We start from the raw sequence: 25,655 nt of genomic DNA, 5'->3' as shown, positions 1-25,655 counted from the left end.
AGGAATGGGCAACCCCACCTGGGCGTGAGCTTCCCTAACAGGAATAACCTTCCGCTTTCCTTCCATCGGGAAGGCAAAAACCGGTGATGTGCATGACGGCTCGTAATCAACGAGATGATGCCCAGCGATCGCACGTGGATCTAATGAGCGATTTTGCAGTCGGGCTTTTAACCAACGCTCCACGCAGATCGCCGTTTCTATTTTGGAACCGTTTTCCAGAGCTGGAGCCGATGCAGCTCAAAGGTGGATTAACCGGCCGGAAAGAATGGATCAACCGAAACGTCTGCCACGCCGGTTTTATTGTCCTGGTGTTATGTATTTTGGCGAATGGACTGCCAACGCATTTCACATGGGCCAAAGAGCGGAGCCTCGGCAGTCCCGCCGGCGGGGATGTCCTCCACTCCGAAGGCGAAAACGGTCACACATGGCCCCCGTATGACCCGCGGTGGTTCAAAGAGGCCTGGCAAAACGATGAGGTGGTCACAGAAAGCAGTCTCCGCTCAATCCTGGAGCAAGTCCCCGGGCAATCCTACCGCATAGACCAGACCAGGGAGGGACCATGGCCTGTGCGGTTCGTCGAGGGTGTTTTTCGAATCACGCCGCATTTTGATCAGGGCCAGTGTCTCAAGGTTGGTCTCGTTCGCCCGGAAAATCTCTCGTTTTTCGTGGTGTCTGGCAACCGTGTGATCGAGCTTCGCTATCATCCGAATTTCTATCAGGCGTGGGCGGCGTATGCAGTGGCAGAAGATTTTCCACGAAACCCCGCGCGACCGCAGCGGCTGGCACTGCTGGGGACGGATCAGGGACGTTATCGGCGAAGTGGAGTGGGGAGTGTGATGCTCTTCTGGAATGGGAAGGAATTGATCCTAACCCGCGGGGGTCTCCGGTTGCTGACTGTACCTCTTCCCGCCCCACCGAAGGAGCTCTGGATGGTCGGAAGAACCCGGCTGCGCGAGCTGTGCTGGCTCTCCGGCTTACCCATCCCGTCTGATGATACCCCAGCATTGTTCCAGGTGCGTGGGCCTCAGCAACCTTTCCCCCCAGTTTCTTCTCCGGCAGTGCTCCCTGCGGCAAGTTTTGGCTGGTCCACCTGGAAAAGTTTTCCAGGGTTGGAACTCAATATGGACGAGCAAGGTCGTGTTGAATTCGCCGGGGAAGACGTGAAAGAGCGTGCGTACGCGGGGTTTTCGGTGCCGCCATCTGGGGCTTTAGAGATTGTGCTCAGATTCCATCACGTGACGCCCGGCACCGGGTTTTTCGTGGCGGATCAAGAGCGCCGACCCATCGCCGGGTTAGGATTTTTCAAAAGGTCGGGCCGCTCGGAACTGATTTTCGGGTTCCACTCCGCCCAGGATGACAGTTGGGAGCGAGGGGCTGACGATAATCAGGTTGTTCCCTTGGTAGGTGAGTCGCAATGGTTCAGGTTGACCATCGCGGCAGGTGGTGTCAAATGGTGGGTCAGTCCCGATGGCACGCATTGGTCGCTTGCGGCACCAACCGCGGAAAACTGCGACCGTCAAGTAGCCTGGTGTGGGTTGTTTTTGACGCGGGGTCAAAGTCGCCGGATCCAATTGGAATCGGTTTCTTTGCGGCCGCTGCTTGATCCTAATGTGTGGTGCGATGCAGAGCTTTTCGCGCAGGTTCCGGAAGAAGTGTATCAGGAAACGGACTGGACACGGTGGTGCGAAACCGTGTTCCGAAGCTGTCCCGATGCGGACTTGTCACGGTGGGTGACGGCCTGCTGTGTGAGGACACTTCAGCAAAATCCGCCCAGTTATTTTGCTCAGCGTGTTCTGGAGATGCTCTGGGACGTTACCGCAGAATCTAACTTGCCAGTCGGCGAGAAGCTTGCCGTGAGTACGTACCTGGCACAACTCGTCTCGCCACGCGATTGGGGGATTTACGAACGGCTTCCCAACCGAATGGCCCGGATGATGTGGAACGAGCTCAGGCGGAATGAGTATCCCGCGTTTTCGCTGCTGTGTGATTGGTTCTTGCGGTGCCCCTATTGGGCAGAATGGCGCTTGCCTGCTTTTTCCGAGCCTGTGTTCCGACAGGAGTTGTTCGCAGCGCTGGCTATCCATGATGCGAAGCATCTGGCACGTCTGGGCCACATCGTGCAGTGGGCAGCCGCCCCTGGCAGCGACGCGGTCTCCGAGTCGCTTCGGTATCTGGGGGTTGTTGCGCTGCAAAGAGGCCAGACCGGGGGCGCGGCGGTTGCGGCAATTCTTCAGGACAATTTCGCCCGTGCAATGGAACCGCTTCAGGTAGATATCAGCAAGCCAGCTTACAACCTGGTGCAGGAGTTAAGCGCGATGCTGGATCACGGGGACGCGACAGGGGTGGCCCAGCGAATCCTTCAGGCAAGCCGTGGTGAAATGGAGGGTTTCTTCCGAGCTTTGGATGACAGCGACCTCTGGTGTAGTTTCCCGCTCTATCTGGAAAGGCTCGCGGCACGTGTCTCGGGGTTTTCTCGGTCGCTTGCAGGATTGGCGGCTACCGTCGGACAGATTCAACTCGAGCAGGCAAAAAACAGCGGCCGGGAGGATCTTGCGGAAAACCTGTCCATGCGAGTACCGGGGACCACTGTGGCGGCCAGGGCAGCGATCTGGCTGGGCGACCGGCACCTGGTATTGGGACGGATGGCCGAGGCCTTCGCGTACTACCAGCGTGCCCGATCGGTGCCCGACGCGGCAATTCAACAGGAAGTGCACCATCGGCTGAAGCTGATCACATCACTTGTCCCTGTCTTCGGCGAAGTGGACTCGCTGGCCCAATCAGAACCCCGCAGCGAACAATGGATTTTCACCACCTCGGTGGCCAGTTTGGAAATGGGTGACCTGGAGGTTCGCCCGGGAGTGTTGGTAGAAGCACCGGGCTTGCGACGGCCCTCGTCTTTTCCAGATCGAGAAATAGACTTGCTGGGCGCCCAGGTGAGTTTTACGCCGCTGGAAGACCTCCTTCTCGTGCATGCGCAGTCGGATATCCGCGCCTATTCTAAAGATGGGACACTCTTGTGGGGGCAGCAATCGACGATTCAGGGCGATCAGCGGGCACTGGCAATGGTGCGTATGAAACCGGTCATCTATGAAGGCCGGATGATTGCCCGCCGATTGGAACAGCGCGGGACGGAGCTTGTGTGCCTCGATCTGATCGACGGGCATGTGGTTTGGAACTGCCGTCCCGGAGGTGACGTTGTCTCCGATCCCTGGTTGGTGGGAACCGATTTATTCGCCGTTGTGGCCTCCGAGACGGAAAGCGAGCGGATCGAGCTTGGTCTGGCGTGCGTGGATCCAGAACGAGGACGCCTCCGCGAATTGACGAAATTGTTTAGCCTGCGAAATACGATCGACCAGCCGATTGATTGTCAGGTGACAACGCTTGGTCCCCAATTTGTGGGGCAAGTCCGAGGGGTCGTCTTTGCAGGAGATGTGACTGGTCAGGTGGCGTGGTTGCGGACGCTGCCGTGGGTGGCTCCGCCTTCCGACAACTGGTGGCCTTCGCAACCGTGGTACGCCCAGGATAATCTTCCCCCGCTCGTTTGTGGTGACACGGTAATTGTGACAAGCCGGGGAAGCTGGTGCCTGTGCGCTGTTGCGCTCTCTGACGGAACGCTCAAATGGTGTCGCCCGATGGGCCGCCTGATCGGAGTTTTGGGGGAGCGCAGCGGAAGGCTCTACGTCCGGACGGAAATTGGCCTCGTCATTCTCGAGGCAGCCTCGGGACGATGGGTAGTAGACATCGAACATCCCAGCGTGGAAGTGTGGCTTCGAGTGCACAATCCCGATACCCTGGTGGCCCTTCAGGTGCAAAAGGATCCCCAGGAAAGGCAGGCTGTGCTGCAGATGACTTTTTACAACGTCGCAGATGGTCGGTGTGTGAGGTACGCGGAGTGTCCATTGCCCGAGAAGAAAACTTCTTGGATCGGCCCACTCGTGCTATGGGATACCGATCTTCTCCTGTTCACAGGTCATCCTGGGAGTCTAACGAAAAGAATGGGGTATCAAATTGGGGCTGTCTCCGGTGGAGGATAGGAGGATGCCGCGAAATTTTTGCAACCCAGAGTCGATCGGTTCCAAAAAAAGTTTTTGCCCTGCCGCAGGATGGAGAAAAGCTGCGAAATGGATGTACCTCCTTCTTGCGGTAATGTGGTTGGGCAGTGCTCGGAAAGCGCTTGCTCAGGGAGATTGGGAAATCACGCCCCAAAGCGAAGAAGCCCTGGAACGGGGATTGGCCTGGTTAGCGCGTAATCAAGGCCCGGAAGGGAATTGGGATTCCAACGATCTGGGGCTGGTGAGCACGGGGGCACTTGCTTTTCTGGCCGCTGGTCATTTGCCCGGGCGAGGGCCGTATGGAGATACCGTCAAGCGGGCACTGGAATACGTGATTCGCAACGCCCAATCTTCGGGACTGCTCAACATAGCGGAGCCGCGGCGGGGTATGTACAACCACGGCTTGTCGACGTTCGTTTTGGGACAGGCCTACGGGATGGTCCAGGATCCGCGACTTGGCGAGCTCCTGGAAAAGGCGCTGGTGGTGATCCAAGAAACCCAGTGTGGAGACGGAGGTTGGGACTACATTGCCAAGCGGCAGCCGCAGGGTCACGATTTGAGTCTGGTGGTCATGCAGGCCCTTGCTCTGCGCAGTGCGGTGGACAGCGGGTTTGAAGTGTCGCCCCAAGTTGTGCAGGCAGCCATTCGCTGCGTCCGCGAGCATTACACGCCGCGGAACTGCCCTCGCGACGCCGATGAAGAAGAACAAAAACGGCATCCCGGTCAATTCACCTACAGCAAAGGAGGTGGGAATGCTACGGTGGCGATGGCTGCCGCTGGAATTGTCTGCCTTCAGGAATTTGGACAGTACGACGACTGGCGGATTGAAAAAAATCTGGAGGTTATCCGCAACGCGATCCTGGATGCCACGCGGAACGATAGGCCGCGCCGGGAGCGCCGCGCTCCGTTCGACCCGTACACCCTCTACTATGTGTCGCAGGCACTTTACCAGGTGGGTGGGGAACCGTGGCGCGAGTGCTACCCGTTGCTGCGAGATGGGGTGGTTGCCAGTCAGGTTCGGGATCCCGGCAATCCGGCCCGGGATGGCATGTGGACAGCTCAGGGCCATGTCGGCGGCAAGCCTGGCGATCTGTATATGACGGCGGTGTGTTGTTTCGTGTTGGCCATTCCCAACCGTTATTTGCCCATTCTCCAGGAGGGAAGAATCGAAAGTTTACAGCGCCAGTTCGGATCAACTGCCTCGTTCAACCGGTCTGGCAGTCCATGACTGAATCTTCCCACTTATGGGAGCCACCGGGCAAGTTGTATCCTTCCGAGTGTTCGATTACAGTACACAAAAGCAAGGGGTGTGTGTTAAACGGAACAGAGAGAACTGCTTCTTTCCTATTCGCGAAAAAAACTGCCTTGCCTGCGGGATTTTGCGAATGGGAAGCCAGCCCTGAGAAAACTTCCGCATTTCTCCCATGTTTGTCGCGCCATGGTTCATTTTGGGTGGCGTGGTCGCCGCCGCAGGTGTGGTTCTCATTCACCTGTTGCATCGACGGCGGTTCCGGGTGGTGCACTGGGCGGCCATGGAATTCCTCTTGCAAGCTGCCCGACGCAGTCGCCGGATGATTGAGCTTCGCGATTGGTTACTGCTTCTTTTGCGGGTAGCCTGTTTACTTCTTTTTGCAATTGGAATGGCGCGGCCTCACTGGGGCCAGGCGGGTGTCTCCGGGGCGCGCGTCGCAACGCATTTGCTCCTTGTTTTGGACAACTCCCTCAGCATGAACTATCAAGTGCTGGGACGTTCCCTGTGGGAGGAAGCCCGAGACCGGGCCCTGGCCATCCTGAAGGAATTGCCGCCGGAAAGCCGTGTCTCCGTGGTTCCGCTTGTTCGGGCGCCCAGCGAGGTCGTGCGTTGCGATTTTGGGCCGCCGGACGAGGCAGCGGAAGTGGTCAGGGCCCTGTTTCCTCTGGATCGCAGCGGCGATCTCCGTGCGGGCCTGGCGGATGTGGCCGATCTCTGTCGTCGCTTTCCCGACCCTCGCCAAAAAAGGATCGTCATACTGAGCGATTTTCAACGGTCACATTCGGACATGGCCGCACTGGCTCGTTTGGCTCAAGATCTCCCGGTAACACCGGAGGTTGTTCTCATTCAACCCGACGTCCCCGAAAACACCTGGATCAGCCGCGTGTCGATTCCTGAACGCTATCTCCAGCCGGGCGGCTCGGTTCGGGTTCGCGCATGGGTGCGTCATGAGGGAAACAAGCCGCGCGAGAGCCTCCTTGTGCGGCTGCTTGTTCGGGGAAATGTCGTGGCGACGCAGCCGGTCGATCTTCAGCCGGGGCAGGAGCGGGAGGTCGAATTCCCGCCGTATTCTTTGTCTGTCCTGCCTCAGCAGACGGAGCTGAGCTGGCTTGACGTCCAGGTCAGTTTGCCCCCTGATCCTCTGGAGGACGATAACTCAGCTACCATCCTTTTGCCTGTTTTCAAGACCTCTCCGATCCTTTTTGTCGATCAGTACGGCCGGAACGAAGACCCCGCTGGCGGCCGGTATGGAGAAACCTTCTTTCTTCGAAAGCTCCTGGCAACGTCCTTCGAAGAAGCCAAGTTTGGACTGGTCGGCCAGGCCGCCACTCTGGACGAGTTATCTCCTTCCCGACTTGGTAACACCCGGGTACTCGTTGTAGCGGGCGTGCGTGATCCAACTCCTCGGTTGGACCTTTTAGCAGAATTCGTCCGCCAGGGGGGCAATCTGGTGGTGGCGGCGGGCGGGGAATTCGATCCCGTTGCGTGGTCGCGCGCCTGTGTTCCGCCATACGAGATTTTGCCCGGGCGTTTGCTACCCGGTTTCTACGGTCGGCTCCCCCTGCCCGGTGTTACCCGATTGGTGCCGTTTCAGCTCGACGTGGGCAGCCTTCAGGATCCCTGCTTTCGGATCGAGGAATTCGATGAGACGGAATTAGCACGATTTTACCAGCCGGTGTTCTTCTTCCAAGCCGTGGAGGTGGATGTTGCCCAATCATCGGTGCAAAGGAGTTCCTCTTCCCAGAAGCCAGCCCCAAAGGTGACTGCGCAAACCAAATCCCTTGCCCAAACGTCCGCCAGCAGCGAACGAAGCTGGTTGATCTGGCAATGGGACTTGCAACGGGAAAAGATTGTGCCAGAAAAAACCGGGGAAAACCCCGGGGTGCAAGCCTCCGATTCAACTTCTGCCGGGCAAGACTCTTCTCCACAGGAAGTAAAAGTGTTGGCGCGTTACACAAACGGGCTACCTTTCATGGTGGAGCGCCAGTTAGGAGAGGGCCGAACCGTTTTCATTACCAGCGGGCTGTTTCGCGATTGGAACACCATGTGTGCCTCCTACGCGGTGGTGGTGTACGATCGCTTACTCCGCAGGCTTGTGGATAGTACCTGCCCCCGCCGGAATTTGGCCACCTCTGATGTGTTCCGGCTTGCGGTTGATGACCCGACGGGAGAATCCTGGCAGCTTGTCGGCCCCGACGGAGAAGTGAGACCCCTCTTTCCCGAGGCACTCGAAGCCCGTCGCTACGGCATCGTTATTCGAGGATTTCCTCACCGGGGATTGTACCACCTGGTTTGCTACCAGGGATCGGCCGGGGGAGCTGCTTCCGAGAATTCAGAGGGCTTCCGGGTGAGCTCTGCCATCAATGGGGGACAACGCGATCGCCAGGTCACTTCTCCTGTTCTGGGACGACCCATGGAGAATATACCCCTGGCGGTAGCAGGACCGGCGGAAGAATCTGTCCCCGATTATCTGCGAGCCGAAGAAATATCGTCACAATTGCGTGGATCGCACATTCTGGTGAACGGAGGTGGTAACGATGCCGTGGCAGGTCGCTCCCGCGAGTGGTGGCCGTGGTTCATACTGGCGGCAGCACTTGGGCTGATTTCGGAAATGGGCCTGCTGGCCCGCGGTTCCAGTCACGGGGAGGCCCACTCGTGAACGTCGCCGGGTTCTTCTGGCAATTCCTGGGAATCCCGCAAGCCGAACAAGTGGAGTCGGTCGATCTCTACTGGGGCGCAAGCTGGGTCCGCGCTCCGTGGCTTCTCCTGGGGTTGGCGATCATCGTCGTAACGGTGGGTGTCGCCGCGTATTACGGACGTTGGCAGTATGTCCCGTCTCGCAGGTTGCGGATGACTCTCGTTGTGATCAGGACGCTGGCGCTCGCCGCACTTGTGGGAATCCTCCTGCAGCCTACGTTGGTCGTCAAACTCCAGCGATTGAACCGGCCGGGCCTGTGGTTCGTCATCGACGACACGGAGAGCATGAGCCTGGTCGACCGGGGTTCGGAGCCGGGTGAAAACGCCCTCGGGGTCGCGCCGAGTTCGGGCGGAAGGCGTTTGCTACCTCCAGCCGGAAATTCTGAAGGGCAGTTGACTCGATCAGAGCGCGTGCGCCAGACTTTTGCCGCTCTTGATCCCGAACTGGTGGGGCAGGTGGAGAACGCATTCCGAGTCCGGGTGTTCAGGCTCCACCGCGGAGATGGGGTGGATCCGCTTACGGTCAATTTGGAAGATTTGGCTCGGCAGGAGCAGTGGACCTCTCAGTTTACCGCAGATGGGCCTGTTACCGCCCTGGGTGCCGCTCTGCTTGATCTGAATAGAAAACGCGGAGCGACGCCGCCCGGCGCCATTGTGCTCGTCAGCGATTTCAATCACAACGCGGGAATCGCCCCGGAAACGGTGGCCGCCCAGCTTCAAACGCCACTTTACTGCGTGGGAGTGGGCGATGTGCAGACCCACGACCTGGCCGTGGATGTGCAACTCCCTCCCATGATGAAAAAGGACGAAAAGTCTGTTGTGACTGTGGCCGTCCGACAGGAAGGGTTCACAGGGCAGGAAGTGACGCTGCGAGTTTTCGCCCGACAAGCAGAGGACAATCAATCGCCGAGTGCGGTGTCATCAGCGGCTTCCAGCTCCGTGGGTAACGAGGAATCGATTTCACCACATCTGCCGACCTCTGCCGCAGCGACTGAGCCGAAGATGAACGATCCGGTTGGCGAGGTCATCTTGCAGGAAGTTATCCGCCTTTCTGGACCGGTCGTTCACCGGGAGGTTCCCTACGTGCCGAAAGCGGCCGGCCAGCTCGTCATTACAGCGGAAGTTGATCGTCTCCCGCAGGAGACGCTCACCGAGAACAACCGCATTGTTCGCGACACTTACGTCCGGGAATATTACGTCCGCGTCCTTTTCATCGAGGATGAGCCCTCGTGGGAGTGGCGGTTTATCAAGGAGGTGTTTCATCGCGACCCGCTCGTGGGACCGGAAGGATTTCGCACTTACTTGCGGTCGGCGGATGCACGTGTTCGGGTGGAGAACCCCTTGTTTCTGCCCACCCTTGCCCTGCCACGCCGCGACTTCTTCACCTACGATGTGGTGATCATCGGCGACATTCCGGCCAGCGCCATCAGTCGCTCGATGATGGAAATGATCCGAGAATTCGTCACCGAGTTGGGCGGCGGAGTGGTTTTCAGTGTCGGTCCGCGGTTCAGCCCTGGCCAATGGGCTGACACGCCTCTCAACGATCTGCTGCCGGTGGAAATTGCTCCCCTGACCCGGTTGCGAGAAAGTTCATTTCACCCACAACGCACTCCAGAAGCCGATCTTTTCGACTTCATGGTCCTGGGTCCGAACGCCGAAGAAAACGGCCGGGCTTGGGACAATCTCGGCAAGGTGGTGTGGTATTATCCTGTCGTTCGCGTTCGCCCACTGGCCACCGTGTTGCTCGCCCATCCTCGAGATACCTGCGCGGATGGCCGGACTCCTCAGCCCCTCATTGCCGCGCAAAAAGTGGGGCGTGGTGAAGTCATTTATGTGGGATTCAATGAATTGTGGCGTTTGCGGCGGAAGTACGGGGATCTTTATTACCGTCAGTTCTGGGGTCAGCTCATCCACCGGCTGGCAATCCAGCACGCCCTGGGGGCAGACAAACGCTTTGTCGCTCGCTCCGACCGTAAGCAGTACCGCAGCGGTGATGAGGTGCGGTTCTCGGTGGAAGCATACAACGCGGACTATCGGCCACTCACAGAAGATCAAATACCTGGGGGGCAACTGGAGGCCTTTCTGCATCTGCCCGCTGGGACGGGCGGTCAAACGCGGAAGATTCCTTTGACGCTCCTTCGTCCAGGGCAATTTGAAGGCCGCACCACCGTCTTTGCTCCCGGCGAATACCGGCTGGAAGTTCATGATCCGCTCACCAATCGAATAGTCGAGACATCCTTCAAAGTGTCCAGCCAGTCGATAGAAAAACAACAGGCCCGACGGAACCGGGAGCTTCAGGATCGCCTGGCCAGTCTCACTGGCGGTCAATCGTATGATCTTCCCCAGTTGGCGGAGCTCTTACGTAACCTTCCCCAACGTCGCGAAAAGGAGACCGAGATCGTTCAAGTGGAACTCTGGAATACGTGGCTGTTCTTCGGCTTGGTGGTTGGCGCTCTATTGGTGGAATGGGCCCTCCGGAAATGGCTGTATCTCCGATGAGCGATGAATTGACTTCTTTGCACCGGCTGTTGGGGCGCGTCGCCCGTTATCGTCGCCGGACCCGCTGGTGGATTGCCCTTTTGGGAACGGGAGTCATCCTGTGCGGTGCTATTCTGGGCCTGTTCTGCTTCGATTGGTTGCTTCGGCCGACTCGCGAAGTTCGCCTGGTGGGGCTAGTGATTTCGGTGACCAGCGGGGTGCTGGCCTTCATCCGCTATGTATTGCCCTGGCTTCGGTATCGAGAGTCGGAACTGGAGATCGCTCTTTTGGTTGAAAAACATCAGGGAATTGACAGCGACCTGGTCGCCGCTCTGCAATTTGAACGGCCCGAAGCCGCCCGATGGGGCTCGGTCGAATTACAGCGGCACGTCATCCGCCAGGTAGCCGAGCTGGCGCAGCGGTTGCCACTCATTCGTGACGTGCCGCAAACACCCCTGCGTCGTCGAGTGATCGCCGCAGTTTGCGGAATGACGCTTCTGACGCTTCTGTGGATACTTTTCCCGGAACACGTCCGCACGTTTACCCGGCGGCTTTTGCTCGAAGAAACACCCTATCCCACCGCGACCCGATTGGTGGCTGTGTACATCAACGGCCAACGCATCTCCTGGACCGAATCGGAGCCAGTCATCCGTTGCGCTGCAGGCCAACCCGTCACCGTCGTGGCGGTAGCCGGTGGATATCTCCCTCCCGCGGGAAAACTGGTGCTCAGTTCTCCCACGCGGGGACGTCACGCTGTGGAACAGGCACTCCCGCGGGCAGCTTCCAATGACGAGAACTCGGGTGCTGAGAAGAATTACACAGCAGCGGTGGCGGGTGAGGTATACCGGGCGGAGCTCCCGGCTCTTCAGGAAACGGTGCGCCTGCGCATCTTGCTGGGCGATGCCGCAACAAACTGGTTGACTCTTACGTGTCTGAACCCCCCGGCTGTGATTCTGATCAGTTATGTCGAAGATCCTCGCAATGAAAGCGCTCCCACTGTAATTCAGGGGGTCACGCAGCTTACAGTCACGGAAGGGTCACGGGTCACGTTGGGTGTCGCGTCCGATCGGCCTCTCCGCAGGGTCGTAGCACGTTTGGGTCGTTTGCAGAGACCTCTGGAAAAGCAATGGCCTGCGTCGGTTCCTCAGCCGGCCGACATGTCAGTCCAACTCCTCACGTCAACAGCAGACAACGGGGCAGGAAAAGCCACCGAGCTGTGGTGGCTAAATCCGGAAGGCCTGCCCCTTTCCGAACTGGCCACACCGCAGCATATTCTCTTCGAGATCACAGATGAGAATAATTTGACCGTCGATCCGCCGCTGGAGGCCACCGTCCTGGTTCGGCCGGACTACCCGCCGCAGGTGATGGCGCGGGCACTCACCAGGTTTGTCCTTCCCACAGCAAAACCCACGTTGGTGTGTCAGGTCAGAGACGACCTCGGCATCGAGAAAGTGAGCGTTCAGGCGACGGTAATCCATCCTGATGGAAATTCGGAACCGCCGGCCACTTGGACAATTTGGGAGAAAAGCGCAGACCGGGTCAGGGTGCTGGATGAAAAATGGAAGATAGATCTGAGCCAGCTCTCCTGCCAGAAAGGGGATCGCGTAGAGCTCGTAATCCTCGCCACCGATATGCGGAGGCCGGGCCGGGAAGGAGCGGTCAGCTCCTCTGAGCCGATTACGCTGGAGGTCACCGATCTGGCGGGAATCCTGGCGATCATGAGCGAAATCGACCGGCAATCCGCGGAAGAATTGCGGGAAATGATCGACAAACAACTCGACGTAGGAGGTGGGCCATGATGCACGCAGGCTTCTCCAATCGTTGGCCAACCCGAGCTGATCTCTCAGGCCCACCCCGCAGATGCTTCGCTCTGGCATGGGTGGTCCTGACGGTTGCGTTCTGTGCTTGCTTCGCCGGGATCGGTGTAAATGGATCCAGCACCTTGGGTGAATTCCCTGCGCAGCCGCCGGGGACCGCTTCTGAATCGGGGAGCGGTGAACCCGCGAGTACGCCTTCCGCTTCGCTGCCTGATCCTGGTTACCGGCAGACAATTCAGCAGCAGGTCCGGGAGATGGCTCGGCGACTCGTCAATGAGCAGATTACCCTTCAGATGACGCAGCTCGAAGAAAATGGACTAACTGAACTGCCGCTTTATGGTGAGCTGAAAGAGATGCAACAGCATCTCGACGAGCTTGTGGACCAGCATATGAAAGAGGTCCTCAGGATCCTCGCGCAGACGATGGAGTCTCCTGCCGAATCGCGTTTGAAGCTCCTGGAGGCTGCGCGGGAGAAGAGCCGCCTGGTCCTGGCGCAGCTTATGCTGGAGCGGCAACGGGTGCTGCGACGATTGAGGCTGGCAGAAATCGAAGAGCTGGCCAGGCAGCTGATCGCGCGGGAACAGAAGGTCCGCGAGCGCACGGAATTGCTGCCGGCTCAGCCTTCCACCCAACAGGCGGTGCAGGCCCTGTCCGTTCGTGAGGATCAGCGCGACGTCAACACCCTTTACACCCAGGTTAAGCAGTTTCTGAACGATATCGTAGCATGGGGTGGTCCGGTCGGTCGTACCGCCGACCTGGCTCTCCGGGCTTTACAGGAAGATCAGGTGGATCGGCTTTTTGTCGAGTCTCTTCAGGCCCTTACGGAGGCTCGATTCTCCGAGGCAGTGGCCAAAGAAGACCAGATCATCGCGGCACTAGAGAAACTGCTGACGCGTATCGAGACGTTGCATGGTGATTTTAACCGGGATAATCCCGATGCAGTCCAAAAAGCCCTGGAGGAACTTGCCCGACGTCAGGAACAATTGCGGCAGCAAACCCTTCAGGCCGACGCTCCGGAAACTTTCGAGGAGCTTACGCGGGAGCAACTGGAACTTCGCAATGCCATTACGGAAGCGGCCAAGAAACTGACACCTCAGGCACCCCCAGCCCTCAGTGATGCCGCAGAAGCCGCTTCTCGTGCCGCGGAAGAGCTTTTCCAGAATCAGGGTGAATCCGCTGCCCAGGAGCAGCAGAACGTTCTGGAAAGTCTTGCTCGGGCCCAATCTGAATTGCAACAGCGGGCGGCCTCGCCCGATTCCGGGGCTGATCTTCTCGATGCGATGGCTGCCCGACAAAAAGAGGCCGACCTCCTGGCGGCGAGAGAAGCGCTCCGGCAACTCCGCGAAGAACAATCGCGCGCCAGTGACCAGGCCGCAAACCATCAGCTTCAATCGGCGGCCCAGGCAGAGCAGAAAATCGCAAGCGGGGTCGCAGAAGTTCCCAAAGACAAACAACTTCCAAAAGAAGTTACGTCGGCAATTCATCAGGCGGCAGAGACCGTCGAAAGGGTGGGCGAGAAACTCGCCAATCTGGCGGCGCGATCAACACAGAGTCCTGCTCAACAAAACGCCTCGCCAGAGCAGGCAGGGACAGGTTCATCGAGTCAGAACTCGTCGAAGCAACCCAGCCAATCGGAGGAGCCGACTTCCCCGGAGGCACCCAGTTCCGCTCAAGCCGCTCAATCCACACCGTCTCCATCAGAATCCCCTGCCCGTCAGCTCACCCGGCAGGCGGAGCAGGCTCTGGATGAAGCCCTTTCGGCGGTGGAAATGGCTCTGGCGGACGCGCAACGACGACGGCTTGCGGCAGAGGTTGTGGAAAACGTCCGGGCAGCATGGCATCAGCCGGCTGGGAACTCCCCAGATTGGGAAGCAGCCCAAAGGGCTGCTCAGCAGCTCCAGGAAGTCACCGCCCAGCAACTGGCACAGGCTCGCCAGGCCCGGCAGGCGGTTGAGCAGTACCTGCCGTCTCTCTCCGGGACCGAGCAACTGGGCCATCAACTGGAGAATGTCCAGCGTGCACAACAACAGGTGATTGAAGCGGCTGCCCGACAACAGGAGGCTGCAGGCCATCCCGAGGTGGCGGCGGCCCTCCGGGAAGCACCTTCGGCGGAAAAGGCGCTCGAGGTACTTCGCGAGGCTGCGCGGTTGACGGCCTCGCATGCATCTCCACCATCCGAACGCACCGAAAAGCAGCAACAGGTCACGGCGGCCATCGCGGAAGCACAAAAAGCACTTGGCGACGTGAATGTCGCGACGCCAGAGGAGGCCAACCGTGAAGCCGCCCAGGCTGCCCAGGCCCTTCAAAAGGCCAGGGAGCTGTCGAGGCAGGCAGAACAGCCCGGCGAATCGAACACCACGGAGAACCAAGCCCCAAGCGATGCATTTCCTCGTGCGGTTACTCAGGAATTGGCCTCTGCGGCAGAGCATCTTCAGTCCTTAGCCCAGCAGTTGGCTTCCCAGAGTCGCTCACCCTTTGCGGCACATACCGAATCAGCCGAACGCCTGGCAAGCGAGGCGATACCCGTCCATCCAGAAGCCACAGCGCAGTTGCATGCAGCGGAAAACGCGTCGCGCGGGGTGCTTGAGTCCACCAGTCCTCAAACTGTACCGCCCGCCCAGGAGGCAACTGGGCAGGGCTTTGCCGGTGCCCTCTCTGCGCTTGCAGAACGGGAGCACCAGCTTGCCGCTGCGCTTCTGGCCGCTCAGCAACTGCCCCAGATGATAAATTCGGCTCCCCAGCAGATAATGAATGAGTCGCCGGATCCTACGTCGCAGCAAACTGGGCCTGCCGATGCGATCGCGGCAGCCCTAGCAGCACTTCAGAATCTGGCGGCGCAGGCTGCCTCGGGTCGGGAGCAGCCACAAGGGGTCCAACCCGCAACCAGCCAAACGGCCCAAACGGCCAGCAATTCTTCTCCGCAGGGTCAGGGGGGAGCGGCCCGCCAGGGCGAGCAAGTCCAGAATCAAAATCCCGCCCAGACTCCCTTGAAGGAAGGGAAGGTGCCGCAGACGGACAGCCGCACCGGGGTTGCTGCCCAACTTCCCGTGACTACCGAAGGCAGTGCCAATTCTGCTCAAACGTGGCTTTTGCAACTGCCACCGGAAATCCGTGAGGCGCTGCGAGCGGGGATGAACGCGCCAATCCCTAAAGGATACGAAGACCGCTTACGGAGGTACTTCCAAAATGCGGAGTGATGCTATGCACCAAGAGATCTCTACCACTGATGCGGCAGCCGTCGAACGCTGCCACCAAGCTTATTTGCGCATCCGGGAAGAGCTGGCTAAGGTGATCGTGGGTCAGCAACGAGTCATCGAAGAGGTTCTCATTGCAATCCTGGCCCGTGGACACGCGCTTTTGGAGGGCGTGCCTGGCCTGGCCAAAACTCTGCTGGTCAGTTCCCTGGCTCAGGCCACCCATCTCACCTTTAAGCGGATCCAGTTCACGCCCGACCTCATGCCCAGCGACGTGACGGGGACAGATGTCATTCAGGAGGACCCCAAAACCGGGGAGCGGGGCTACAAATTCCTGCCGGGCCCTATTTTTGCCAATATGATCCTGGCCGATGAAATCAATCGAACCCCACCCAAAACTCAGGCCGCGATGCTCGAGGCCATGCAGGAACGCCAGGTGACCGCCGGGGGACGCGTGTATCCGCTCCCCGATCCGTTCTTTGTCCTGGCCACCCAGAACCCCCTGGAACAGGAGGGAACCTATCCGCTGCCGGAGGCGCAACTCGACCGCTTCCTCCTGTATATCAAGGTGGATTATCCTTCGGCAGAGGAAGAATGGGAAATTGCACGCCGCGTGACGAGCGGACAACAGGGAACCATTGAACCTCTCATGACTGGCGAGGAACTCATTGAATTCCAGAAACTGGTTACCCGCATTCCCATTTCCGATCAGGTCCTGGGATATGCCTGGGCGCTCGTCCGAGCCTCGCGACCCGGCTCCGACGAAAGCCCAGACTTCGTAACGCGTTGGGTGGCCTGGGGAGCAGGACCACGAGGCCTCCTCACGTTGGTGACTTGTGCCAAGGCCCGGGCCGTTTTGCACGGACGGTATCACGCCACCATTGGCGACGTCCAGGCCGTTCTCAAGCCCGCCCTGCGGCACCGCATCGCGGGAAACTATGCGGCCCAGGCCAATAATCTTACCAGCGACCGACTCATTGAGATGCTTATGGAGGCCGTGCCCCCTGATGCCAAATATGAGAAACCATCTCCGCGGGTGGTACGGGATCGTGTGCAGACGTGATCAGCTAACAACTCCACGTTCCATGCGGAAACGCGCGAATAGAGGCAAAGTATGCCGAAATCAGTCCTTTCCCGTTACCTCGATGCGGATGTGTTGGCACGAATTGCCCGGCAACGGTTCGAACCCTACGGCGTTGTCCAGGGAAATCTGGCGGGATCGCACCGCTCTGCCCTGGCCGGGTTTGCCGTGGAGTTCGTCGGTCATCGGGAGTACGTCTGGGGGGATGACCCCAAATACATCGACTGGCGGGTCTATTTTAACCGTGGCCGATATGTCGTGAAGCAGTACGCAATGGAGACCAACCTGGTCTGCCATTTCGTGCTCGACTCAAGTGCTTCCATGCGCTACGGGGAAGGCGAGCAGCAAAAACTGCGCTATGCTTCTCGATTGGTCGTGACGCTCGGGTACGCCGTTCTGGAGCAGGGTGACAAAGTTTCCCTATCCACGTTTGACGATCAACCTCGCGGATTCGTGCCTCCCAGTAATGCTCTCGCGCAAATCGTGCGCATGACGGATCACCTCGACAACTCCGAACCCCGCGGCAAAACATCAATGGGGGAATGTCTGGCCCAGCTTGCCGGCCGGTTTCAGCGACGAGAGATTGTCATCATTGTGAGCGACTTTTTCGCGAACCTTGACGATTTGGAATCGGCTATCCAGCGCCTCCGCTTTGCCCGCCATGAACTGGTTCTCGTGCAAGTGCTCCATCATGATGAAATCGCTTTTGAATTCCGAGGCCCGACCAAATTTATTGGGCTGGAAGTCGCTGAGGAGCTAATCACCCGACCGGAAGACCTCCGGCCGCACTATCTTGCGGCATTTCAGGCCTTTCAAAACCGGTTGTCGGAATTGTGCCAGCGCAACAAAGTAGAGCACGTCGTGGTAGACACGAGCCGTCCCCTGGCGGATGTATTGGCGGATTATCTGTACTTCCGTAATCGGGCCCGACGCTTTCGCTGAGAAGCTTCCTTCACGGGTCTCTCAATCACGTAGCCGGGTTCCAGGCAAATCGAAAACTCACATCATCGGCGCCCTGGAACGTTTGTCCACCTTCGTCTTTTTGATTGGGACCCACGGAATAGATGACGCACTGGTCATTTGCGGTCAGCACATGGAACGGGGTTCCGCTATACGGGTCCAGGACCACGTCCTTCGGCAGATTGAGTTTGCCGGGATCGAGCAATTGTTCCGTGGATTCCGGTATTTTCTGAACATGCATGTTAAGGATAGCCAAGGCAACAAGGCACTCCCGGCGGCGAGCTTCCACGGCAAAGGCTTCGTTGACACAGCGACGAACGGTGGGGATGACCATCTTGACCGCATCAGCCTCGGGAGGCATGCCCCCTGCATTCAGCGCCGAAGCCACTGCCGAATAACTCCCTTGCTGAATTTCTCTCACAAGCCGCTCGAATAAATCCAGGTAATTCAGGTAAAACTGGTTCCACCGGTAGCGCGTCCACAGAGACTCGCGCCCCGGGTACCGAACCAGAAGGTTTAATCCCAGCGCCCGGTCAGCCACCACGGCCCGGGCACACCATGCGAGGGGACGCGAGTCCATCAGAGGTTGTCGGAGTATTTCCAGCTCTTTCGCCCCCTTGGGGTGCCCCGCAATCAGCTCGCAGAGATCGATCGCGTTGGCTTCCGCCTTCAAAGCGGAATTACAGGGCATTGTTCCCGGATACGTGTGGATCCATCGTGCCAATTTCTGTGACAAGTCCGCCGCCCGAAGGACCTCGCGAATGTTTCCGGATTCTGCGTTGAACAGCCCCCAGTAGCGGAGCATCCGCGCAATGACGTCGGCATTCTGTACAACACGTACGCACCACTTGAGGTGCTCTTCAGGCCGCGCCTCTCCTTCTGGCGGAACCACTGCGGGAGGGTTCTCCAAAAGCTGCTCCGTCAACTCGAGAAATTTGCCGTGTTTCTGGAAAGCCTCCCCCACTCGTTCTCGTCCCGCCTCCGTGAGATGACCGTTTTCATCCATGAGTGCCGGGGCGTAGGAGTTTTCCACGATCTTGCGAATCTCCGTGGCCTGAGCCACGACATCGTCAAACCGCGTGTCCTTGGGTTTGTCGTGGCCAGCACCTGCAGCACGCCATAACTCTTCCACCGATGTTGGTTCGCCCGCTTGCCGCAGAGCTGCCAGCTTGGATTCGATCCGCTTGTCGCCCAGCGCGATAAGCCAAACGTAACCCCCGGCGGCAATCAGCAAAAAGGCGATGATGAGTCCCACTACCAGGGCTGCACGCGTTACACGATGCATCGTTTCCTATCCTTCTGGTTGTGGAATCCAGACACCGGACCAGATCTGCGAACAGCTAACAATATACTTTTCAGTTGACAAATGCAACGAGCTCGGAGCCGCAAGAGGGAAATTGCCCATCAGGCGTCAGCGCGGAGTCTGCTTCTTCCCCAGCTCATCCAAGCCGTAGCGGCGAATCTTGCGTTCCAGGGTGGACCGCTCGATGCCGAGAATCTGGGCAGTACGGCTCTTGTTCCAGTTCGTGTGCCGCAAAGTAGCCAGTATATGGGCCCGTTCGAGCTCCTCAAGAGAACAGGGTCGATAACCGCGTTCCTGGATGAGCGCCTCGGCCGTATCCCCGGTGGTCGGTAAGGTAGAAAGCAGCAGGTCGTCCACGTCGATGTAATCCCCGCGACACAGAACCACCGCCCGTTCAATGACGTTTTTGAGCTCCCTCACATTTCCTGGCCACCGATAGGATGTGAGACGTTCCATCGCCTGCGTGGTGAAGCCCTTAATCTTGCGGCCTGTTTCCTCGCGGAATTTGTTGAGGAAATAGTACGCCAGTTCGGGAATATCTTCGATCCTTTTCCTCAGCGGTGGTACTACTATTTCCAAAACCCGCAAGCGGAAAAACAGGTCCCTGCGAAACCGGCCTGCAGCCACCTCCTGTTCAAGATCGCGGTTCGTGGCGGCAATCACGCGGACGTCCACCTTAATCGGCTTGCTTCCGCCCACCCTTTCAAACGGATGTCCCTCCAGCACCCGCAGAAACTTGGCCTGGATGCTGGGGCTCATCTCGCCGATTTCGTCGAGCATGAGCGTCCCCTGGTGGGCCAGTTCGAACTTGCCGATTTTGCGTTCATAAGCACCGGTGAAGGCGCCTTTCTCGTGTCCAAAGAGCTCGCTTGCCAGAAGTTCCTCGGACAAAGCGGCGCAGTTGATGCACACGAATGGCCCACTGCGGCGGGGGCTGGAATAGTGGACGGCCCGCGCGACGAGCTCCTTCCCCACACCGCTTTCCCCCCGGATGAGGACTGTGGCTTTGGTGGCCGCTGCCCGAGCGATTTCCTCATTGATTTTCCTGATCGCTTCGCTTCGCCCGACGAGCTCACTGTGGACGCCCAGCCGCTCACGAAGCTGGACGTTCTCGGTCTTGACTTGGGTGAGATTCTCTGCGAGTTCCTCCTGACGGTTGAGATTCGCGAGAGCAACGGCCAGGGTGTCCGCTGCAGCGAGCGTGAACTCGAGATCTTCCGGAGAAGGACCGCGGCTCGTGTCCGTGGAGTAAAGATGGATGACGCCGAGGGCCCGTTTCCCCTGGCGCACCGGTGCGCAGATGACACTTGTGGCGTGAATCTCTCCGTGACTATCGCGACTGCCAATGGCACTGTCATCCAGGACGTTGCGGGCCAGGACTGCCTCCCCCTCCCGAAGTACCGTGCTGGCCAGAAAATTGGAAACCCGGTGATAGGGCCATTGCGATGTCGTCTTGGAGGCCACCACGTGGAGGTCGCTCCCGGTGGGTGTGCCCACGAAGTCGCGGGGGACCAGCAACACGGCGCCACCGTCCACGGCCGTCATTTCAAACAGGGCTTCCAGAGTGAGTTCTGCCATCCGCACGGCCGTGGGTGCCTTGCCCAGCTCAAAGGCGAGCCGGCACAGACGCGCGGCAGCCCGGCCCGCCTCTTCGAGGCTTAGTTCTTCCCGATTCTCCGATTCAAGTAGCCGGGTTCGGTTCCGCCGATGGGTGATAGTGGTGGGCTCGTATTCGCCGAGAACTTCCTCGTCGCTTTCGGACTTTGCTTGGGCCGCCTCGAGTGGATCGGCAAGTGCCTCCCGTCCCGGAATAGTACCCGTTTCCGGAAAAGCGTCGCTGAGATGCTTGACGAAAACGAGCTGGGACCGCCCGATCCGAATCACATCTCCGGACTGCAGGGGCCAATCTGTCTTGATGAGCTGGTTGCCCACAACCGTGCCGTTCCGACTCTCCAGATCGCGAATCACCCAACGGCCCTCGGACATGAAGACTTCCGCGTGGCTGCGGCTGCAGCGTTCGTCTTTGATGACGATCTGGTTTGTCGGTGCCCGACCAATCGTGATCACCTGGCCTGGGACGAGACGAAAAACGTCCGTCCACTTCGAGCCCTCACGGATGACGAGGTAGGCAACGTCCGACAATGGTCAACCCTCGCTCTTGTTACTGCAAACTGAGAATCCCGCTAGAGAGCCATTCACTGATTCCTACTTCTATTCTAGAGGCTTTCCTCAAGAATCGGAGCGCATCGGCAACCTCGCTTCTGGGGCGGATAGGTCGCCTTAACTCCCAAGTCCTGATCCTCCCCGGTGAGTGAACAAGCTTTTCCGAACCCAGAGTGGGCCCGGATTCCTCTATGGCAGCCGCGGGTCATGTGAAAAACAGGAAGAATCCGTTGTTCCGACACGCTCAGCCGATCCCGCTGTCCAGCTCCCACGCGCCTCCTGAACCGCAAAACGGACCCGGCGGAACTTTTTGACGACAATGGGCAACCAAAATGGGGACGCGAAAGAAAGTTGAAAAGCCCACGGCAGGCAATTAGCCTAAAATTGTAGTGGCGCGGTGTGGGAAAGTTGCGATGACGGGGTTCTCGATGGAGATACCGTTTGGAAAGCAGTCGAATCGGCGCAGAATGGCGTTCCACTCAAACTACTGACTGGCTCCTCGGGGTGGATGGAGCGACAGCCGTCATTAGGAAGAAAAGGTCACTTTACCGCGTGGTTTGGGAGATTTTCGTATGATTCGCGTGCGGGGAATTGGTCGTTGGGTCGGCGTGCCAGCCCTTTTGGCATTCATGCTAGCCTGGGGCGTTTGGAGTAACCTGGCCCAGGCGCAAGGCAATAACAATAACACCGGCGGGGCTGTGCTGGCAACCCGGGCGGTGGGAGGGGTCATCATTGACCAGTCCGGTATCATTCGCTCAGCCTCCCGCCAGGATCTCCAGGAATTGTCCAAGACTTGGCAACAGTTCCATCGGGATTTGCCCGAGGACTTCCGACAGCCCTCACCCAGCCGGGCCATCTCGCTCAAATACCTGGACGCAGAACTGGCCCGGTCAATCCGCGAGGGAACAGCCCTTCGGGAGGAAGTCTGCTTCCTCGGTGGCCTGACGCGGATCGATTATGTCCTTGTTTATCCGGACAAGCAGGATATCCTCATTGTGGGACCTGCTGAACCGTGGCGGCTCCACGAGAAAGGCTACCCCGTGGGAACACAAACCGGCAAACCGATCATGTTACTGGATGACCTGTTGGTGGCTTTGCGAGCAGCCTTCCAACCGCAGCGAACGGTGATCAGTTGCTCGATCGACCCCACAAGCGAGGGCATCCAACGCCTGAACGCTTTTGTCCGTGCGCGTCGGGGAAACGTGGATCCGGTGGCGTTTGCTCGGGCTCTCGAAGAAACCATCGGCCCTCAGATTGTTACGCTCACGGGCGTCCCGGAATCTTCGCACTTCGCACGGGTGCTGGTGGCTGCCGACTTCCGCATGAAGCAAATATCCATGGGTGCGGAGCCCGCCCCGGTGCCGGGACTGCCCAGTTTTGTTTCGTTAGTCGCCAGTTCCGGTTTCCGGCCAAACAACATGATGCCCCGATGGTGGCTCGCGCCGGACTATGAACCGCTCGCGCGCGACGAAGCAGGTTTAACGTGGAAATTCCAGAAGGCAGCCGTCAAAACCATGGCCGAGGCAGACCTTTACAACACCCAGGGTGAACGTGTGAAAACCGAGGAAGCCGCCCCGATCTATCGCAAATGGGCGGAACTGATGACCGCCCGGTATGAGGAGCTCTCCAAAGCGGACCCGGTTTTCGGCCAGGTACGCAACTGCATGGATCTCGCCACTCTCGGCGCCCTGATTGCCCAGGAGAGGCTGCTCGAGAAGGCTCAGCTCTCTTTACCGGCCCTTCTGGGGGAAGACATTGTGGCCACCGCCAAACTGACCCCTGCCCGTCATGTCTCCCCGACAGCAGTCTTCACCAGGATTCGCGGTGGGACGATGTTCGTGACCGGTGGTGTCCAAATCAATCCCTGGGAAATCGCCTCCCACCAGGTGACTCGACCCGAGCTTGCTACTGTCCGAGCGAGTCTCCCTATTCCCAGTGGAACCTGGTTCGCCAATTAAGGGCGATCGGTGCGGTGGTGTTGCAAATCGCATAAAAGACACAGAGGCGTGGTCTTGCTGGAAGATCACGCCTCTTCCGTGTTTGCCGGAAAAAAAGGGGAATCCTGGAACGCTTATCGAACTACTCGAAATGTGGACGCCGGCATACGGCAATCCAGCCGTTCGCACGTATCCAGCCAAAAAACCATGGCAAAGGAAGCGGCTCACGCCTTCCCACCGCGAGGGGAATAAGCTCCTCGATCATCAACCCCACACTCCGCAAATCCCGAACGAATTCCCGCCGTGTGAAGGCATGGACGAACACGTTGGGAATGCCATGATACTCGAAGAATTTATCGCCGAACTCCGCACGACGGAGAATCCGGGCCTGAACGAAGTGGGGAATCAACCAATCCCGACCAGCCGGTGTCAGGGCATGAAACCAGACATTGTGAACGTGGACGATAAACTTTCCGCCCGGTTTTAAAATCCGTGCCACGTGTCCTAGCAACTGGCGGCGAGATTGCCGGCCTCGAACCATGCCCAGCGTGCTGAACAGACAAAGACAGTAATCGGCGATTGAGTCCTTCAGGCATCCCAGCTCCACTATATTCGCCTGAATTTCCCATATGGCACAGCCTTCCTGTTTTGCTTTCTCGCGGAGACGTAACAGCATAGGTCGGGAAAGATCCACCCCGATCCCGATAAATCCCCGCTTCACCAGGGGAATGAGTGCCCTTCCTGTGCCACAGCCGAGGTCAACCACCACGCCCGGTCGACGACAGTGTCGGGCAATGACCTGCTGATCGAAAACGGTTAGGTCGTTTCCCAAAATGGTTCCGTCGTATTCTTCGGCAATGTGTGGGGCCTGAGCGTACTCCCAAACGCCTTTGGGAACTCCGGCAGGTAATTGCCAAGTGGGAAGAGAGTTCGGAACGTCACTCTTGCCAGACACGCTGTGCTCCCATGGTTGTTAGGCTCGTGTTCGTATAATATAATCAATCGTTTTAAAGGCTCCGAGGGACAATGGGTCGAGTTTAATGCCAAGTGGCGTTTTGCGTTAGGAAAGGAGAAAAGCTGTGGCTGTCCGAGTTGGAATCAATGGGTTTGGCCGCATCGGTCGTCTGGTCGTTCGCCGCATGCTGCAGAAGCCGGGTGTCTTCCAGGTTGTCGGCGTGAACGACATTACAGACGTCAAGACCCTGGCAATGCTTTTCAAGTACGACAGTGTCCACCGAACTTATCCGGGAACCGTCGAATATGACGACAAGCACCTCATTATCGACGGCCAGAAAATCCCCGTGATGGCCGAGAAAGATCCCACAAAACTGCCGTGGAAAGATCTTGGGGCGGACATCGTCGTGGAGAGCACCGGGGTATTCACCAGCCGAGGTGGCGACGGAAAACCGGGGTACGCTTCCCACCTGGAAGCGGGTGCTAAGAAGGTCGTGCTCAGCGCACCGGCTAAGGACACTCCTGACCTCACCTGCGTGCTCGGCGTTAACGACGATCAACTTAAGCCAGAGCACACATGCATTTCAAACGCGAGTTGCACGACCAACTGCCTGGCCCCGGTCGCCAAAGTCCTTCACGAAAAGTTTGGCATTGTGCGGGGTTTGATGACGACCGTCCACGCCTACACCAATGACCAACGGGTTCTGGATCTGCCCCATAAGGATCTGTATCGAGCCCGCGCGGCTGCCCTCAATATCATCCCCACTTCCACCGGTGCGGCCAAGGCTGTCGGATTGGTCATCCCCGAACTCAAAGGTAAACTCACGGGCATTGCCATGCGAATTCCGGTTCCGACAGGGAGTGTGGTCGACTTGGTGGCGGAATTGAAACGCCCGGTCGAGGCTGCCGAGGTTAACGCCGCGATCAAAGAGGCCGCCGAAGGGAAGCTCAAGGGCATCCTTCAGTACACTGAGGATCCCATCGTCTCGAGCGACATCATCGGCAACCCGCACAGCTCCATTTTCGCCGCTCCGTGGACGCAGGTCATGGAAGGCTCCATGGTCAAGGTCGTGGCGTGGTACGACAACGAGTGGGGTTATAGCTGCCGTACTGCGGACCTCGTGGAACGCCTCGGCCAGATGCTGTGATTGTTGACCAGGTGTGAGCGGCTCCACTTAGGCGAGGAGTAGCGTGGGCGGCATCGATACCTGATTAGAACTTTCCCCCAAGCGACAGAGGACGGATCGCATGATCCGTCCTCTTTATTTACTGGTTGCTAACAAATTGAGACTTTCGGCGTTCATCAGTCACCGGAATCACGAAACTGGAAAGTGCCCAGGATCCGCAAGCGGCGAGTTTCAAGCGGGTGTGCCTCCTCCCGAGTGGCCGGCGGGAACGGCCTCACTCACTCTTTGACGGAAGAAAGGCTGGGCCAGCGCTCGGTGCTGTGAATCAACCGCAGTTGATTGGTGGCCACGAACACATTCTCGTGCTGGAGCTTGACAGTGAAACCGAGCTCGGTCCCCATCTGCTCGAGGTCCGCCTGGAGAAGCCGAATATCCCATTTGGTGGGAATCTCAATCTGACCGATAAGCACAAACTCTTCGCCAGACCGGTCCCCATAAAGGTCTACTATATTGATATCCTTACTTGCCAAATACTGACTGAACCGCCGGACGATTCCCGGCTGGTCCTTACCGAACGCCGTGATGACAAAGCGATCGCAGGGGACTTTTTCAGAATAGCTTTCCACAGGCACGGCCCGCC

At 58.5% G+C, this 25,655-nt stretch carries 14 protein-coding genes; 10 read left to right on the top strand and 4 right to left on the bottom strand.

Annotated elements, in window-relative coordinates; genetic code table 11:
• Positions 1–92: 92 nt before the first annotated feature.
• The 8 genes from ABJK56_RS14790 to ABJK56_RS14755 all read left to right on the top strand — a co-directional run bounded on the left by ABJK56_RS14790 (position 93) and on the right by ABJK56_RS14755 (position 17,513).
• Complete coding sequence (locus ABJK56_RS14790) at positions 93–4,034, top strand: PQQ-binding-like beta-propeller repeat protein (protein ID WP_347245439.1); 3,942 nt, start codon at positions 93–95, stop codon at positions 4,032–4,034.
• A 4-nt stretch (positions 4,035–4,038) separates the two neighbouring features.
• Positions 4,039–5,280, top strand: a complete 1,242-nt coding sequence (locus tag ABJK56_RS14785; RefSeq protein ID WP_347245438.1) for a squalene--hopene cyclase — start codon at positions 4,039–4,041, stop codon at positions 5,278–5,280.
• A 196-nt stretch (positions 5,281–5,476) separates the two neighbouring features.
• Complete coding sequence (locus ABJK56_RS14780) at positions 5,477–7,963, top strand: BatA domain-containing protein (RefSeq protein WP_347245437.1); 2,487 nt, start codon at positions 5,477–5,479, stop codon at positions 7,961–7,963.
• Positions 7,960–10,500 carry a hypothetical protein gene (locus tag ABJK56_RS14775; protein WP_347245436.1) on the top strand — a complete coding sequence of 847 codons (2,541 nt, stop codon included), beginning with the start codon at positions 7,960–7,962 and terminating at the stop codon, positions 10,498–10,500. The genes ABJK56_RS14780 and ABJK56_RS14775 overlap by 4 nt, the downstream gene beginning before the upstream one ends.
• Positions 10,482–12,278, top strand: a complete 1,797-nt coding sequence (locus ABJK56_RS14770) for a hypothetical protein (protein ID WP_347245435.1) — start codon at positions 10,482–10,484, stop codon at positions 12,276–12,278. Before ABJK56_RS14775 ends, ABJK56_RS14770 begins: the two co-directional genes overlap by 19 nt.
• Entirely contained in the window at positions 12,275–15,493 is a 3,219-nt protein-coding gene (locus tag ABJK56_RS14765; RefSeq protein ID WP_347245434.1) for a hypothetical protein, read from the top strand. The genes ABJK56_RS14770 and ABJK56_RS14765 overlap by 4 nt, the downstream gene beginning before the upstream one ends.
• Positions 15,483–16,553 carry a MoxR family ATPase gene (locus ABJK56_RS14760; RefSeq protein ID WP_347245433.1) on the top strand — a complete coding sequence of 357 codons (1,071 nt, stop codon included), beginning with the start codon at positions 15,483–15,485 and terminating at the stop codon, positions 16,551–16,553. Before ABJK56_RS14765 ends, ABJK56_RS14760 begins: the two co-directional genes overlap by 11 nt.
• A 51-nt stretch (positions 16,554–16,604) precedes the next feature.
• Positions 16,605–17,513, top strand: coding sequence for a DUF58 domain-containing protein (locus ABJK56_RS14755; RefSeq protein ID WP_347245432.1), 909 nt, complete (start codon positions 16,605–16,607; stop codon positions 17,511–17,513).
• Positions 17,514–17,538: 25 nt separating this feature from the next.
• Here ABJK56_RS14755 and ABJK56_RS14750 read toward each other — a convergent pair whose 3' ends face one another.
• Both ABJK56_RS14750 and ABJK56_RS14745 read right to left on the bottom strand, forming a co-directional pair.
• Positions 17,539–18,816, bottom strand: coding sequence for a hypothetical protein (locus tag ABJK56_RS14750; protein WP_347245431.1), 1,278 nt, complete (start codon positions 18,814–18,816; stop codon positions 17,539–17,541).
• Between the two features lie 126 nt (positions 18,817–18,942).
• Positions 18,943–20,976 carry a sigma 54-interacting transcriptional regulator gene (locus ABJK56_RS14745; protein ID WP_347245430.1) on the bottom strand — a complete coding sequence of 678 codons (2,034 nt, stop codon included), beginning with the start codon at positions 20,974–20,976 and terminating at the stop codon, positions 18,943–18,945.
• A gap of 593 nt (positions 20,977–21,569) precedes the next feature.
• Here ABJK56_RS14745 and ABJK56_RS14740 point away from each other — a divergent pair.
• On the top strand, positions 21,570–22,955 hold the full coding sequence (locus ABJK56_RS14740) for a DUF1598 domain-containing protein (RefSeq protein WP_347245429.1): 1,386 nt from the start codon (positions 21,570–21,572) through the stop codon (positions 22,953–22,955).
• A gap of 121 nt (positions 22,956–23,076) precedes the next feature.
• On the opposite strand, the gene ABJK56_RS14735 is transcribed toward ABJK56_RS14740, so the two are convergent.
• Positions 23,077–23,889 (bottom strand): class I SAM-dependent methyltransferase, encoded by an 813-nt coding sequence (locus tag ABJK56_RS14735; RefSeq protein WP_347245428.1) that lies wholly within the window; start codon positions 23,887–23,889, stop codon positions 23,077–23,079.
• Between the two features lie 124 nt (positions 23,890–24,013).
• Here ABJK56_RS14735 and gap point away from each other — a divergent pair, with 124 nt between their 5' ends.
• On the top strand, positions 24,014–25,036 hold the full coding sequence (gap, locus tag ABJK56_RS14730) for a type I glyceraldehyde-3-phosphate dehydrogenase (RefSeq protein ID WP_347245427.1): 1,023 nt from the start codon (positions 24,014–24,016) through the stop codon (positions 25,034–25,036).
• A 257-nt stretch (positions 25,037–25,293) separates the two neighbouring features.
• Here the strand turns inward: gap and ABJK56_RS14725 are convergent.
• The coding region (locus ABJK56_RS14725) for an ACT domain-containing protein (RefSeq protein WP_347245426.1) at positions 25,294–25,655 on the bottom strand (362 nt) is incomplete at its 5' end.

The sequence above is a fragment of the Thermogutta sp. genome (genome assembly GCF_039793925.1).
Taxonomy (GTDB): Bacteria; Planctomycetota; Planctomycetia; order Pirellulales; family Thermoguttaceae; genus Thermogutta.
The sequence above is the reverse complement of the archived record's forward strand: the minus strand, read 5'-3'. Positions and strand labels throughout refer to the sequence as shown.